General features: G+C 37.8%; 14 protein-coding genes and 1 pseudogene. 10 read left to right on the forward strand and 5 right to left on the reverse strand.

Features of this window, described 5'->3' with window-relative positions; genetic code table 11:
• Positions 1 to 175: 175 nt before the first annotated feature.
• The 4 genes from RFH42_RS13065 to RFH42_RS13080 all read right to left on the reverse strand — a co-directional run bounded on the left by RFH42_RS13065 (position 176) and on the right by RFH42_RS13080 (position 3434).
• Positions 176 to 919: an amino acid ABC transporter ATP-binding protein gene (locus tag RFH42_RS13065; RefSeq protein ID WP_308976138.1), complete on the reverse strand. Its 744-nt coding sequence runs from the start codon at positions 917 to 919 to the stop codon at positions 176 to 178.
• Between the two features lie 13 nt (positions 920 to 932).
• Positions 933 to 1610, reverse strand: a complete 678-nt coding sequence (locus tag RFH42_RS13070; protein ID WP_308976139.1) for an amino acid ABC transporter permease — start codon at positions 1608 to 1610, stop codon at positions 933 to 935.
• 1 nt (position 1611) lies between these two features.
• On the reverse strand, positions 1612 to 2454 hold the full coding sequence (locus tag RFH42_RS13075) for an amino acid ABC transporter permease (RefSeq protein ID WP_308976140.1): 843 nt from the start codon (positions 2452 to 2454) through the stop codon (positions 1612 to 1614).
• 89 nt (positions 2455 to 2543) lie between these two features.
• On the reverse strand, positions 2544 to 3434 hold the full coding sequence (locus tag RFH42_RS13080) for an amino acid ABC transporter substrate-binding protein (RefSeq protein WP_308976141.1): 891 nt from the start codon (positions 3432 to 3434) through the stop codon (positions 2544 to 2546).
• 513 nt (positions 3435 to 3947) lie between these two features.
• On the opposite strand from RFH42_RS13080, the gene RFH42_RS13085 reads away from it, so the two are divergent.
• From RFH42_RS13085 to hisC, 7 genes are all read left to right on the forward strand, one after another.
• Positions 3948 to 5399, forward strand: coding sequence for an RNA polymerase factor sigma-54 (locus tag RFH42_RS13085; protein WP_308976142.1), 1452 nt, complete (start codon positions 3948 to 3950; stop codon positions 5397 to 5399).
• 127 nt (positions 5400 to 5526) lie between these two features.
• Positions 5527 to 5862: a ribosome hibernation-promoting factor, HPF/YfiA family gene (hpf, locus tag RFH42_RS13090; protein WP_308976143.1), complete on the forward strand. Its 336-nt coding sequence runs from the start codon at positions 5527 to 5529 to the stop codon at positions 5860 to 5862.
• A 221-nt stretch (positions 5863 to 6083) separates the two neighbouring features.
• Positions 6084 to 6335: a BolA family iron metabolism protein IbaG gene (gene ibaG / locus RFH42_RS13095; RefSeq protein ID WP_308976144.1), complete on the forward strand. Its 252-nt coding sequence runs from the start codon at positions 6084 to 6086 to the stop codon at positions 6333 to 6335.
• A gap of 6 nt (positions 6336 to 6341) precedes the next feature.
• Complete coding sequence (murA, locus tag RFH42_RS13100; RefSeq protein WP_308976146.1) at positions 6342 to 7601, forward strand: UDP-N-acetylglucosamine 1-carboxyvinyltransferase; 1260 nt, start codon at positions 6342 to 6344, stop codon at positions 7599 to 7601.
• Positions 7598 to 8302, forward strand: a complete 705-nt coding sequence (gene hisG / locus RFH42_RS13105; protein WP_308976147.1) for an ATP phosphoribosyltransferase — start codon at positions 7598 to 7600, stop codon at positions 8300 to 8302. The genes murA and hisG overlap by 4 nt, the downstream gene beginning before the upstream one ends.
• 211 nt (positions 8303 to 8513) lie before the next feature.
• Entirely contained in the window at positions 8514 to 9818 is a 1305-nt protein-coding gene (gene hisD, locus RFH42_RS13110; protein ID WP_308976148.1) for a histidinol dehydrogenase, read from the forward strand.
• 133 nt (positions 9819 to 9951) lie between these two features.
• The gene (gene hisC / locus RFH42_RS13115) at positions 9952 to 11043 is read left to right on the forward strand and encodes a histidinol-phosphate transaminase (RefSeq protein WP_308976149.1); all 1092 of its coding nucleotides are present in this window, start codon (positions 9952 to 9954) and stop codon (positions 11041 to 11043) included.
• Here the strand turns inward: hisC and RFH42_RS13120 are convergent.
• The gene (locus RFH42_RS13120; RefSeq protein ID WP_308976151.1) at positions 11040 to 12413 is read right to left on the reverse strand and encodes an anthranilate synthase component I family protein; all 1374 of its coding nucleotides are present in this window, start codon (positions 12411 to 12413) and stop codon (positions 11040 to 11042) included. The two genes, hisC and RFH42_RS13120, sit on opposite strands and share 4 nt — an antisense overlap.
• Before the next feature lie 256 nt (positions 12414 to 12669).
• Here RFH42_RS13120 and filA point away from each other — a divergent pair, with 256 nt between their 5' ends.
• The 3 genes and pseudogenes from filA to filC all read left to right on the forward strand — a co-directional run bounded on the left by filA (position 12670) and on the right by filC (position 15759).
• On the forward strand, positions 12670 to 13557 hold the full coding sequence (filA, locus tag RFH42_RS13125; protein WP_308976152.1) for a putative pilus system protein FilA: 888 nt from the start codon (positions 12670 to 12672) through the stop codon (positions 13555 to 13557).
• 264 nt (positions 13558 to 13821) lie between these two features.
• Positions 13822 to 14655: a putative pilus system C39 family peptidase FilB gene (gene filB / locus RFH42_RS13130; RefSeq protein WP_308976153.1), complete on the forward strand. Its 834-nt coding sequence runs from the start codon at positions 13822 to 13824 to the stop codon at positions 14653 to 14655.
• A gap of 41 nt (positions 14656 to 14696) precedes the next feature.
• Positions 14697 to 15759: pseudogene (gene filC / locus RFH42_RS13135) on the forward strand (putative pilus system protein FilC).
• Positions 15760 to 15768 lie beyond the last annotated feature (9 nt).

Below are 15768 nucleotides of genomic sequence, written 5' to 3' on the forward strand. Positions count from 1 at the left end.
GGGTTACCCATGTGAGAGTAAGTCATCGCCAGCTCATTATTCTAAAATCCCCCAGCTTAACGCTGGGGGATTTTTTTTATTGGGGGAAAATACAATAAAAAAATATAATCTCTCAAATAACGCTAAAAATATCCCCTCGACATGTGTATGTGGAGGGGAAGAAGGTGCTATGTACTTAGTTAGCTATGGATATTTTTTCTAGGAAGTAACGTGTGCGTTCATGTCGATTTTCTGAGTGCTCAAAGAACTCTTGAGTTGAACAGTCCTCAAGTATTTTTCCATGATCCATGAAGATAACTCGGTCTGCTACTCTTTTGGCGAACCCCATTTCATGAGTAACACACATCATCGTCATGCCTTCTTTTGCTAATTGGGTCATTACTTCAAGGACCTCACCGACCATTTCAGGATCGAGTGCAGAAGTCGGTTCATCAAATAGCATACAAACCGGGTCCATACAAAGCCCACGAGCAATGGCAACACGTTGTTGTTGTCCCCCAGAGAGTTGTGCTGGAAATTTATCTTTATGTATAAGTAAGCCTATTCGTTCTAGATATTGTAAGGCTTTCTTTTGTGCAGTTTCACGTGAACGTTTTAGTACTTTGATTTGAGCAATAGTAAGGTTATCTAAAACAGTCATATGCGGAAATAATTCGAAATGCTGAAATACCATACCAACGCGAGAGCGGAATTGGGCAAGTTCGGTTGAGTTATTGTTTAATGAGTTTCCATCTACAATGATATTACCTTGTTGAAAGGGCTCAAGTACATTGATGGTCTTAATGAGTGTTGATTTTCCAGAACCAGAAGGCCCACAAATAACCACTACTTCACCCTTTTCGATTTGAGCTGAACAGTCAGTTAATACTCGGAAATCTCCATACCATTTTGAGACGTGTTGTATTTCAATCATGGACATATTCATTCTCCGATTAACGAATAATAGCTATTTTGGGGTTTAATAGTTTAACGAGGCGAGATAAACCAAAAGAGATAACGAAATAAATTATTGCAACGATAAGGTAGAACGTTGCTTTTGTTTCAGAACCATAGGTATTGGCTAGTGTATTGGCATTGCCAAGTAGGTCTGGCGCACTTATCACATAAACAAGTGAAACGTCTTGGAATAAAACAATAGATTGAGTAAGCAAAATTGGTAGCATATTGCGAAAAGCTTGAGGTAATACAATGTGTGCCATGGTTTGTTTATAGGTTAAGCCCAAAGCATAGCTTGCATGGCTTTGTCCTGTTGGAATGGACTGAATTCCTGAACGTACGATTTCAGAGAAAAAGGCAGCTTCAAATACAGCAAAAGTGACAATACTTGAAAATAACGGGCCATAATAAGTGTCGGTTTGGAAATCAAAAAATTTTGGTAATAGAAAATAGAAAATAAAAATGACTTGAATTAGTGGAACTCCACGAAAAAAATCGACATAGAATTTAGCAAATTTACTTGCAAGTACATTTTTTGATAGGCGCATCATTGCTAGAGGTGTGCCAAGTAATATTCCCCCCATGATAGAGAGTATCGTTACAGTCAAGGTAAATTTAAAACCATTTAAAAGTGTAATACTTACATCAGGATGATTTAAAAGTGAAAAATCCATTTCATTTAACTCCCGATCCAAGCCCAGGTACAGACATGCGTCTTTCTATCCAGGACATTACATATTTAATGCTATAAGTAATGATGAGATAAACGGGTGTTGAAAGCACAAGTATGACAATATCTTGTGAAGTTTCTTCTCTCATTGTCTTGGTATAAGCAAAAAAATTCAGAACACTTAATGCATAGAGCACAGCTGAATTCTTAAATACATTCATAGATTCAGAGGTGATCGTAGGCCAGATAGTACGATAGGCCACAGGAAGTATGACGTATTGGTAGCTTTGACTTTGGGTAAAACCTAAAGCATATGCAGCATATTTTTGTCCACGAGGAATGGTTTCTATACCTGCACGAACTTGTTCTGCAACTCGAGCAGCTGTATATAGTCCTAGTGCAAAAACACCTATACTTGCTGGATGGTCATTTAAAAGATTTTGCCACCAACCACCATTAACAATTTCTGCACTTCCTGTGCTATAGCTTGGAGGTAATAATTCTGGGAAAACAAATGCCCAGAAAAAGAGTTGAACAATTAATGGGATGTTTCTAAAAAGTTCAACATAACATGTGCCAGTAAAGTTAAGTGTTTTATTGGGAACAGTACGCATGATGCCAATGAGAGAACCAATTACAAAAGCAATAATAAAAGCAAGTAAGGCTGTCCAAAGCATAGTCCATACACCAGAGGACAAAATTTGTAACCATGTGGGTGCATCTGCAAAGGCAGAGTAACTTGAGCCGCCAATACTTTGACAGACTGATTCTGCCCACGCTGCTTTATCAAGTGCATATTCATTTGAAGGTAGACAGTAAGCAGTCCAATTGAGTGAGCCAACAGACATTGATGCTCCTTAGAGATTAATGACAACATTGACCAATTAAAACCTTGGTACGTTGTAGGTTTTAATTGGTGTTAATGATTTATTCTTAATTATTTAATGCCTTGGTCATTGGGGTTGGCTTTTAATTTTAGATATGAGCTGCTCATAGGCATATTTAGATTGATGTTGCGTGGGGGGATTGGTGATTGAAACCATTTTTTGTAGAGTGTAGTCATCTGTCCATTTTTCCACATGTCGGTGACCACTCGATCGGCTATTGCTTTATATTTAGGATCGTTTTTAGGGAGCATAATGCCATAAGGTTCAGAGGACAGGACTGGTCCTATAACTTTAAATGCCTTGGGGTTGGATGATTTTGCAATTAAACCAGCGAGTATGTTGTCATCCATGACAAAAGCTGCTGCACGTCCAGAGGCCATCATGGCAAAAGAGTCAGCATGATCTTTACCGTATACATTGTTTAGATGAATATTTTGCGTTTTAGCATTAAGTTTAATGTGTTTGTCAGAGGTGGTTCCTTGAGTTGTGACCACTGCTTTGCCATTTAGATCTGCAATGCTGTTAATAGCAGCATTGGCCTTTACGGCCATACGGATTTCAGCTACAAAGTAATTTGTAGAGAAACTGACTTGCTGTTGGCGTTGTAAAGAGTTGGTTGTCGTACCGCATTCCATATCGATATTACCTGCAAGCATTTCAGGAATACGCGTTGAGGAGGTCACTGCTTTATATTCAACTTTAAGCTTCGGCATTTTTAATTCTTGTTTAACTGCATTAGCAAAGTTGTTGCAAATGTCTATTGCGTAGCCTAGTGGTTGTCCATTAGCAATATAGGAAATAGGATCTGAAGACTCGCGATAGCCAATAATGATTTTTTCATTTTTTTTGATTTTGGCGAGTGTGTCAGCAGCATGTGCTTGGGGAAGAGCAGCGATCAATAATAGACTTAAGCTGCAGGTTTTTGTAATAGATTTTATCATTTAAGTAACTCCTTCATTTTGTATGAAACAGAACATGATCCATCATGTTTCTGTTGTATTTGAAACTACAACACCATCGTGGAAAGATTGATGGTGTTTAAAACGGCTTTTGATGATGTTTGATTTTTTGTGAAAGTAACTTTGTTTAAATAAATTAAATAAAATATCCGTCACATCATTTAAACAGTTTTTAGTTTTAGCATTGTATTTTTGATAAATATGCTATTTTTACTGGATTTTAGTAGAAAAAAAGCGTAAATCAAGCATAATTTGGATAAATTTTAAAAATAATTTCTGAAAGTGGTATTTGAATAACGTGTTTATTATTAAGTTTAATTAGCATCTTGCAATTTTATTTCGGTATGTTTTTAAGTTATGTTTAATAATATCTAGTGGTTTTAAAACCTCAAAACAAAGGATGTACTTTAAATTTATGCATTATTGAAAATCTTATGCTATAAAAATAGTTCGGCATAATTTTTGCTAGTATTTTAGTGCATAGAGGGAGTAGATATGAAATTGTCAGTAGGATTAAAAGTTTCTAACTCGCTAGCACTAACACCTCAGCTTCAGCAAGCCATTCGTTTATTGCAGTTGTCTAGTTTAGAACTCGAGCAGGAAATTGAAATACAGCTTGAGACAAATCCACTCCTTGAACGTGTTGAGGATGAGCGTGTTCAAGTGAGCTTAGAAGAGTTTCAACAAGAGCAAGTGGAAAAAGAGCTCTCAGACACACTCAATGCAGATCATTTACCAGATGAATTACCTGTGGATACACATTGGGATGATGTATATAGCCATCAACCAACAGGTTTAGAGCGCCCAGAGTATGAGGAGAGAGAGGATAGTCGAACTGAGAAAAATACACTTAAAAACCACATGCTTGATCAAATTAACCTGTTGAATTTTTCTCAACTTGATCGACTCATTGCATATTGTATTGTGGATGCTTTAGATGAAAGAGGCTATTTAGAGAGTAGCATTGATGAAATTGTAGTATCAGTACAAACGTTATTGGCTCAAATGCAGAGTGATCAAGAACTTGAAGCAGAAGAAGTGATTGTCGTTCTTAAGCATATCCAGCGTTTGGAACCCATTGGTATTGGGGCTCGTCATTTGGCTGAATGTTTAGCCATTCAATTACAAATGTTGCCAGCAGATACAGCATACCGTACTGAAGCATTACGTTTAATAGATTGTTATGAATTGTTGATAGCAAATGACCTGAATAAATTAATGCGTCAAGCCGAATTAACTACAGATCAATTGCAAGCAGCAGTTGCTTTGATGAAGCGTTTAACACCTTATCCTGGCTTAATTTTTTCTCAGCAAGAAAGCGATTATCAGATTCCCGATGTAGTTGTTTCGAAGAAGAATCAAGTTTGGCATGTGCAGCTTAATCCTGATGTTGTACCTAAACTTAGAGTGAATGACTTTTATGCCAATATGATTCGTCGTGCAGATAGTAGCCATGACAATCAATATTTAAAAAATCACTTACTCGAAGCAAAGAATTTTATAAAAAGTGTCGATGAACGACATAAAACATTATTGAGAGTGGCGAGTTGTATTGTAGAGCACCAACGCCAATTTCTTGAAATTGGTGCTGAGGGAATGATTCCATTAATTTTGCGTGATATTGCTGAGGAAGTAGGCCTACATGAGTCAACTGTTTCGCGTGTAACAACGAATAAGTATTTATTGACACCTCGTGGGCTTTTTGAATTGAAATACTTTTTTTCCAGTCATGTTGGTATGAGTGAAGGGGGAGAAATGTCATCTACTGCGATTCGAGCAAAGATTAAAAAATTGATTGCGGAAGAAAATCCACGTAAACCATTGTCTGATAATAGTATTGCAGCATTACTCAAAGAACAGGGAATTGATGTTGCTCGTAGGACAGTTGCGAAGTATCGCGAATCGTTACATATTGCATCATCATCTGACAGAAAAATCTTGATCTAACTTTTGAGATCAAACTATCCTAAGTGTTCATTATGACAAAATAATGAACTGTAAATTTGGAAAGGTTTAAATGATAAGACATTATTTTTTGAATCCGAAATGACCAGGCTTAAAAGAGGGATGGACTATGCAAATATCGATTCGTGGGCATCATCTAAGTATTACTCCTGCTATTGAAGAAACTGTACGTCAAAAGTTCCAACAGATGACCAAACATATTGATCAGATAAGTAGTATGCAGATAAAACTTAGTAAAGATCATCAAGTAGATCAGCGATCCAAAAAGGGGAGTGATAATCATATTGCTGAAGCGATAGTGCGTCTACCAGGTGTAGAATTCTTTGCTCAAGCCTCTGCCGATGATATGTATCTGTCTATTCGTAAACTCATTGAAAAAATCAAAAAACAATTGCAGCGTTATCGGGCAATGCAAAGTAATATTTCAATGATTCCACTTAATTAATTTTCTTGTTTTAAAGTAAATGGGTCATTCATTTGATGACCTATTTACTTTTTATGAGTTATCGTTATTGTCTCTTTTATGATCTAAAATCACTGACAACAGATAAAACAAAGGATAAATTTGTTTTTCTTAATAATATTTGTATGAATTAATGAATTGTTGCGGTGAGTTTAGTAAAATAGCCAACTTTTACACTGTCACGCCTATGAGAGGTCTTTGCAATGAATAGTGAGCAACTCACTGAGATACTAAAAACAGCTTTTCCTGAGGCACAAGTGACTGTAAATGGGCAAGCAGGTAAATTTGATCTTCGTATTGTTGATGATCAGTTTGAGTCAAAAAGACAAGTTGCACGCCAACAAGCGGTTTATGCACCATTAAATTCATATATTGCTAGTGGTGAAGTGCATGCAGTTACGATTAAAGCAATGACAAAAGAAGAATGGCGTAAAGCAAGTTTATTTGGAGTTTAGGCGTTCATGGATAAGTTTTTAATTACAGGTGGCGTAAAACTTCAAGGTGAGGTCAAGATTTCGGGTGCAAAAAATGCTGCATTACCGTTATTAGCAGCAATGATTTTGCCTAATTCCCCCCTGACTTTAACCAATGTTCCTGATTTAAAAGATGTAGGTACACTGATTAAATTGATAGAAGGTTTGGGAATTACTGTTGAACGAGAAGGGGATCGAGTAGTTGCTGATGCTTCTACTTTGAGTAACCAGTTCGCACCTTATGAATTGGTGAAAACCATGCGTGCCTCAATTTTGGTATTAGGTCCATTGTTAGCGCGTTATGGTCAAGCTCAGGTTTCATTGCCAGGTGGTTGTGCCATTGGTTCAAGACCAGTAGATCAACATTTAAAAGCACTCGAAGCATTAGGTGCTGAGATTGAAGTTGAAGCAGGTTATGTACATGCGAAAGTTGATGGTCGTCTTAAAGGTGGTGAAGTCATCTTTGATATGGTGACTGTTGGTGGAACTGAAAATATTCTTTTAGCTGCTGTATTGGCTGAAGGGGTAACGACTATTCGTAATGCAGCACGTGAACCTGAAATTACTGATTTAATTCATTTGCTCATTAAAATGGGAGCAAAAATTGAAGGTATTGATACTGATACGCTAATCGTGACAGGTGTAGAAAGTTTGCATGGTTGTGAGTATGCAGTTGTTGCTGATCGAATTGAAACGGGTTCATACTTGGCTGCTGCAGCAATTACTGGCGGTCGTGTGAAAACGACACATACCGATCCAAATTTATTAGAGTCTGTATTAGAAAAATTTGAAGAAATGGGTGCAGAAGTCACTCGTGGAGATGACTGGATTGAATTGGATATGATGGGCAAAAGACCTAAAGCTGTGAGCTTTAGAACTTTACCACACCCAGAGTTTCCTACAGATATGCAAGCCCAGATTATGGCTGTAAATGCCATTGGTCGTGGTTTCGCGACCATTTCTGAAACAATATTTGAAAATCGATTTATGCATGTCCCTGAATTATCACGAATGGGTGCCAATATTCAGGTGGAAGGTAATGATGCCGTTGTAACAGGGGTTGAAAAATTATCAGCCGCACCAGTAATGGCAACTGATTTACGTGCTTCATTTTCATTGGTCTTGGCAGCACTAGCTGCTGATGGTGAAACCTTAATTGATCGTATTTACCACATCGATCGTGGATACGAAAATATTGAGGCAAAACTGCAAAGTTTAGGTGCAAATATTAAGCGAGTAAGTTCATGAGCGACATAAGAAACGATGATCCAAATTTTGATGTAATGGGAAGTTTTGATCATGGTTTAACTTTAGCTTTGAGTAAGGGGCGTATTTTAAAGGAAACCTTACCTTTGCTAGAAACTGCAGGAATCAATTTACTAGAGGACCCAGAAAAATCACGTAAGTTGATTTTTCCTACCACACATAAACATGTGCGTATTTTGATTCTTCGTGCCTCAGATGTACCAACATACGTAGAAAATGGTGCTGCTGATTTAGGTGTTGCAGGTAAAGATGTGCTTATGGAACATGGGGCACAAAATGTTTATGAGCCTCTAGATTTAAAAATAGCCAATTGTAAGTTAATGACAGCTGCTAAGGTTGGAATGCAACGCCCTAAAGGTCGTTTAAAGATTGCAACCAAGTATGTCAATCTTACACGTGAGTATTATGCGAGTTTAGGGGAGCAAGTTGACGTCATTAAACTATATGGCTCAATGGAGTTGGCGCCTTTAGTAGGACTCGGTGATTATATTGTTGACGTTGTTGATACAGGCAATACTTTGCGTGCAAATGGTTTAGAGCCACTAGAAGAAATTTGTAAAGTATCTTCTCGTTTGATTGTAAACAAAGCAAGCTTTAAGCGTAAACAAGCTTTACTTGGACCGATCTTGTCTCAACTTGAGCAGGCAGTTGAACGCCGTCAGCATGAGAAAGATGCGGTGTAACATATTGTTTAATCATAAGTTGTAAGCTTTAAAAAAAGGAAGATAATACTTTATCTTCCTTTTTTCATGTCATTTATTTGTTGGAATGAAGATTGGTCGTTCTTATGTTGGCTGTTGTGATAAAAAAACATGCTTTGCACAGAGAATCATCATAATATCTTGCGCACATCACCGTTGAAACAGGTTACACTTGGGCTTTCTTCTTTAACTGGTGGGTAAATTGATGCGACGTTTATCGACTCAGGATCAAAATTTTAAACAGGTTTTTGCTGACCTGTTGGCTTTTGAAACCGTGAGTGATCCTGAACTTTTAAAAACTGTTGATCAAATCATTGCTGAAGTACGTCAACATGGTGATTCACATGTATTGCATTTAACACAACAGTTCGATCGACATCCTGCGCATCAGTTTTCAGATCTGGAACTTTCTCAAGCACAACTAAAAGCAGCCTTTGATGATTTAGATGCTGACGTTCGTGCTGCCCTACAGTTGGCTGCAGAACGTATTCGTGAATTTCATCAGGCTCAGAAACAAGAAGGTTGGCAATATGTTGACGCTTTGGGCAATACTTTAGGGCAGAAAGTTACTCCTTTGGATCGTGTGGGTATTTATGTACCTGGTGGTTTGGCATCTTATCCTTCTTCTGTATTGATGAATGCCATTCCTGCACATGTTGCAGGTGTGCCTGAAATTGTAATGGTTGTGCCAGCACCAAAGGGTGAGTTAAATCCATTGGTTCTTGCTGCGGCACATTTGGCTGGAGTACACCGTGTATTTACCATTGGTGGTGCACAGGCTGTTGCAGCTTTAGCTTATGGAACAGAGACTATTCCTGCTGTTGATAAAATTACAGGCCCTGGTAACCGTTTTGTTGCTGCTGCAAAACGTGCGGTATTCGGTCAAGTTGGTATTGACATGATTGCAGGCCCTTCTGAAATCTTGGTCTATGCTGAGGGTGACAACAATGCTGAATGGTTAGCAATGGATGTGTTATCTCAAGCAGAACACGATACTGTAGCACAAGCAATATTTATTAGTCCGGATCAACAGTTGTTGGATCAAGTTGCCACAGCAATTGAACAGCATTTGCAAGCTTTGCCTAAGGCTGAGATTGCGCGTGAATCTATTGCTAATCGTGGTGCGTTAGTTCTGGTTAAAGATCGTCAAGAGGCAATTGATTTAATTAATCAAGTTGCACCAGAACACCTAGAACTGTGCTTAGATGAAGCGGAACAGATGGCAAAAAGCGTACGTCACGCTGGCGCAATTTTTATGGGACGTCATACACCAGAAGCGATTGGTGACTACTGTGCAGGCCCAAATCATGTACTTCCAACATCAGGTACAGCGCGTTTTTCTTCACCTCTTGGTGTTTATGACTTCCAAAAGCGTTCAAGCCTGATTATGTGTTCAGCAGAGGGTGTTCAAAGTTTGGCTAAAGCGGCCGATCTTCTTGCACAAAAAGAAGATTTAGATGCGCATGCTCGCTCTGCCCGTTATCGTTATCAGCCTTAAAGGCTGAGTATGAGTTAGAAGGGACTGTGATGGTCAGATTGTTTCATCGCAGTCTGATCACACTATGCTGCTTATGCTTTAATTAACGCATAAAAAGCAGTGTATATAGGCAATAATGACATAGGTTAATAAGATGTCTACTCAAATCAGTGCAGAACAAAAGCAGTTTTGGAGTCCTTCAGTACGTGCTTTAGAGCCGTATGTACCAGGTGAACAACCGAAGATTCAAAATTTACTTAAATTAAATACGAATGAAAATCCATATCCACCATCAGCTGCTGTAGTACAAGCAGTACAAGATGTGTTAGCACATAGTGCAGATGCTTTACGTTTATATCCAGATCCAGATGCAAGTGTTTTAAAACAAGCAATTGCTACACAACAACAAGTTGATGCAACTCAAGTTTTTGTTGGTAATGGTTCTGATGAAGTGTTAGCACATATTTTTAGAGCTTTCTTTGTTAAAGAAAAAGCAATTTTATATCCAGATATTAGTTATAGCTTTTATCCGGTTTATAGTCAGTTCTTTGGTCTTAAAACAAAAGTTGTTGCTTTAAGTGATGCTTTTGAAATTGAACCTAGCGATTACCAGCAAGAGAATGACGGCATTATTATTGCAAATCCTAATGCACCAACAGGAATTGCATTAAGCTTAACTGCAATTGAACAAATTTTGCAGATGAATCCTCATTCAGTCGTAGTCATTGATGAGGCTTATGTTGATTTTGGTGCTGAGTCCGCTGTGACCTTGGTGAATAAATACCAAAACTTAGTGGTTTGTCAAACCACTTCTAAGTCACGCTCTTTAGCAGGACTTCGGGTTGGTTTTGCAATTGCACAAGCACATTTGATCAGCGCGTTAGAGGCAGTAAAGAATAGTTTTAACTCTTATCCTATTGATCGTTTTGCTTTAGCTGCGGCAGTTGCTTCTTTTGAAGATCAAGCCTACTTTGAGCAACAGTGTGAAAAAGTAATGCAGAGTCGTGAACGATTAACAACTGGTTTGACTGCTTTAGGCTTCAATGTTCTACCATCAAAAGCTAATTTTGTCTTTGCTCAATTGCCTAATCATGATGCAGCACAATTAGCGCAGGAATTACGTGAGCAGGGGATTATTGTACGTTACTTTAATAAGGAACGTATTAATCAGCACTTACGTATTACAGTCGGGACTGATGAACAAAATCAACGTTTATTGGATACGCTAAAAGCGATTTTAGTTTAAGGTGTTTCTCGCTGCCATGTATTGATGAGTTCAAGCATGGCAGATACTTTGTCCAAACATTCTTGATATTCAGCATCACAATCAGATGCAATCGTAATGCCACCTCCTGCCCATATACTTAATTGATTTTGATACTTTTGAATAGAACGAATCAAAATATTCCAGCTACCAGTGCCATTAAAATTAAAATAGCCCATACTGCCACAGTAGGCACCACGTGGTGCAGCCTCTAATTCTTCAATAATTTGCATTGCCCGTATTTTAGGGGCTCCCGTAATTGACCCACCAGGAAGAGCTGAGAGCAATAAATTGAGTGGATTAACATCTGCTTTTAATGTGGCATGAATTTCACTCACCATATGATGGACTTGATTAAAAGATTCAATAGCAAACAATTGAGGTGTTTTTACTGAGCCTATTTCAGCATAAACACTGAGATCATTACGCAATAAATCCACGATCATGAGGTTCTCAGCCTGATCTTTTGTAGAGTTAATCAGTTGCTGTTTGTTGATTTGATCTTGTACAGGGTCGGCATCACGTGGCATCGTGCCTTTAATAGGTTTGGTGATGAGTTTTTGTTGTGTTGAAAACTCTATAAATAGTTCAGGTGAACAACTGAGTAATTCAAATTCATCTAATTTTAAGTAACCTGAATAAGGTGCTTGGGTGAGTTGCCAAAATTGTTCTGCTGTATGAATAAGTGATCCAGTTGCTTCAGCAGTAAAGGCCTGAGTAAGATTTATTTGATAACAGTCTCCCGCAATAATGTAGTCTTGAATGCGTTGAAAGGCGTGTTGATATTGCGCTTTAGACCATTTGGCTGCACATTTTTGATTTAAAGAGAACCTGTCAAGTTGCTGTGCTGGATCTTTTAAGTATTGTTCCAATTTTTGTTTTAAATACAGCAAATCTTGCTGTGCAGTAATAGCATCATTGTGGCTATAAAAAAACCAAGCGGATTGTTCCTTTTTTAAATAACTGTGGTAACAGCCTAAATAAACTTGAGGCTGATTGAGTCCTGGGCTGGAGATAAATTGGGAAGCTGCAAAATTATAGTCAATAAAACCCATATACCCCCCCTCAAAGCCAGTTTGAGTGCTCTGGACTTCATCTGGATGAATGGGAAATGTATGACTTAAAGATGCGTTATCGTTAGTTTCTTTGTATTGATTAAAGCCATTCTTTTGAAAATATTGCCATTTTTTATTTTTAAATAATACGTAATGGTCAGGTAAAAAGCCGATACAGGGATGATTATTGTCGTTTAAATAAATACAGCCATATAAATCACTAAATGCTTGTAAAATAATAGGGGCGTTTAGGTCAGAATTGGCAAAAAATTCTTTAAAAATTGGTTTAGTTGACATTGCAAACAATAATATTTAGGTTACGCTATTTTACTACAGTTCGTGATAGGGTTGTGCATTTACCGTTTATCGGGATTTGGTTAATTTATTGATCTGTAATGTTGAACAAAAAACATCAAAAGGTTAATTTGTAAAAGCTTGAGATGTTATGCAAAAAAAGTAGTTTTTGCATTGTATTTAATTAAAAAACAAAAAACCGCGACAAGGACACTACGGATAGTAGTAAACAATGAAAAGGGTTTTTGGGAGAAAACGTATGAAATTGCTTTCGAATCTAACTTTAGTTGCTTCAGCTGTATTAATCAGTACTCAGGCAATGGCGTTACAACAAATGGATGACGCTGCACTCAGTGCAACAACAGGTCAAGACGGTATTAGTCTAGGCATCGGTATTTCTGAGATTAAAATCGATAAACTCCATGTTTTTGATAGCGATGGTTTGAGTGATAAGGCAACAGTGCCAGGTTCAACGACAGCAATCACGGGTGGAACAAATGGTGCTGGTGCAATTACAATTTCAAATCTTAAATTAACAACTAACGCTGCTTCTGCACTGACATCGGGTAATTTTGCAGACATCACCATTGATACTGATGGTGGTAAAGATGGTAAATCACCGTTTATTAATATTGGCGCAGCTGTGACAGGTTTAAATGTCGAGCTTGATGGTATTAAGGTGAATAATGCAACTAAAGATACAACGACAGGCTTAATGAAAGTTGGCGAAAGTGAAGCCGTAATTTTAGACCAATTGTCATTAAAAACAGGCGCAACTACAGCAAATATTCAATTGGGTAATACACCTCAAGGCGCTATGATCAAACTTGATGGCTCTATGGTTGGTGGATTAGAGATTAACAATTTAAGTTTAAAAGATGCTTCTGCTGGTGGCGGTGGTTCAATTATCTTGGGTAAAATTAAAGTCAATGATACTGGCTCTGAAGACCTTGGTTTGAAAGCTGATGTTGCTGTAACAACTAATGGTCTGAAAGTGACGGCACTACAAAATAAAACTGATGTTTATGTACAATCAGTTAAGTTAGGTTCTGTTGCATCTAAGTCTATTGGTGACATCCAAGTAAGCGGCCTACAAATTAGCAATGCAAATGGTGCTGGGGCGGTTATTACCGTTTCAGGTCACTAATCTTCTCTAATAAAAGCGCGTGGCAATACACGCGTTTTTATTTCTATTAAAAAAAATAAACAAAACGATGGTATTCATCACCAAATTGTGTACATTAAGTAAAGTTTAATTGTATGTATTAAATTAAATATGAAGCCATTTACAACACATATGGAATGTGTGGAACACATACAAAGTGATAAAACAGACTTAGGGAGATTAAGAGTCTAAATTAACTGAAGCATTTACTAAAACAATCATCGTCAGTCGTAGAATTGCATTTATATGATAGAAATAACTTTGGGATCAGCATTAATTTATTATTTTGCAAGTCATGCACTTGAGGTAAAGCCTCAGCCCACTGATGCAGTTCATTACACGGAAATTGCTGACCCTAGAGATAAATCTTTTGGGCGACAACATCGTGAAGTAGTGAGCATTAGACCAGCAGTAGAAGACCAGTTTCGAGGTATTGTTCGGCAAGCTTATGACTATAGTTGTGGCTCTGCTGCATTAACAACGTTATTAAATGGTCATGTTGGAACCAATTTAACTGAATTACAAACCATGGAAGGCTTACTCCGTTACGGCGAATATGATCGTATTGTTGAGCGCCGTAGTTTCTCATTATTAGACATGAAAAGATTTGTCACTGCTTTAGGTTTTGAAAGTGGTGGATATCGTGGTGAATTTAAAGATCTAATTCAACAAACACAGCCTGCAATTGTGCCAATTAGTTATGCAGGTTTTAAGCATTTTGTCGTATTTAAGGCTTATAAAGATGGTCGGGTTTATGTCGCCGACCCAGCATTAGGCAATATTAGTTTTGATGAAGAGCGTTTTAAAGCCATTTGGGAAAACAATACATTATTTTTAATTAATGTACCGCTTGGACAAGAAAAAACACTTTTAGCTCTAGATGAAAAAGACCTAAGACATGTAGATGATGCAACAGTGAACCGCTTTGCTTTCGTTGATGCTCAGCTAAATACAGATTATGTCAATAAAATTGCAGATCGAGCTTCTACCATGCGCTTGGTTATAGATAAGGATAAAAATTCGGATACCTATAACCAACCCGTACGAACTTATATGCGCCTTTATTATAAACGTAAATGATTTCTAAATAGTTTTGAAATTAATCAGATGGAAGTAAGTGAATGATGAATCAATGGATGAAAAAGAGTTTAGTCGCACTTCATGTTTGTGCAGTGATGTCGATAGTCCATGCAGCTGATGAACAGCAGCAAGCAGCATCAGGAGCTGAAAAGACGACTTCACAAGTGGGTGATGCGAGCCAAGCACTGAATAAACAAGAAGGTGATGCAACCGCAGAGACCAATTTACAAGAAGTATTTACATCAAATGAAAGACAATATTCATTGATTAAAAAAGGCGATATTTCAACTTATTATGATCTAGATTATACCTATTATCGTGATACGGTTATTGATATGTCTATAGATGAAGGCAGACTCTATCAGCTGCGTGTTGAAGAAGATGCCACACATACCATTACCAACACCTTTACTGCCCAATATGGATTAAGAGACAATTTAACCTTAACTGCCTCATTACCTTTTGTAGCAAAATCTGATAGTCGAAAAGATACTACAGCAGCTGGTTTAGGTGATTTTAGCTTAGGGGCACGTTGGGAACCTTTCCCTCTTAAAGCGGGGCGCTTACCCTTAATTTTGTCAGGAACATTATCTACCAAAACAGGCGATAGCCCTTATGAAATTAACCCTGTAAAAGATCTGTCTACAGGTAAGGGATATTATTCTGTTGGGGTTGGTGCCAGTACGCGTAAATATATTGATCCAGTCGTACTCTTTGCTTCGATGTCTGCCAATTATGGCTTTAAAGAAACAGGGCTAAATCAAGTACGTGGTAAGCGTGAATTAGATTCATTTGAACCTGGTATTACAGGTGGTTTCTCTTTTGGTTTTGCATACATCGTTTAACTACGATGTATCTATGACAATGTCTTATCAACAAAGCTTTAATACCAACACTAAATTTACCTATAAGAGTGGCGAATATTATAAAGCAGCCGATCAGAGTAGTGCCATGCTGGCGATTGCACTTGGGGTGCGAGTATCACCTGAGACGATTGTTAACGGAACTGTTGGAATTGGCTTAACTGAAGATTCACCAGATATTTCACTTGGACTTTCCTTCCCTCTAGACATCATTGGTTTAGGTAAGAAAAAATCGAGATAAAGGTGGTGT

The sequence above is a fragment of the Acinetobacter rudis genome (genome assembly GCF_031157835.1).
In the GTDB taxonomy this organism is placed as follows: domain Bacteria; phylum Pseudomonadota; class Gammaproteobacteria; order Pseudomonadales; family Moraxellaceae; genus Acinetobacter; species Acinetobacter rudis_A.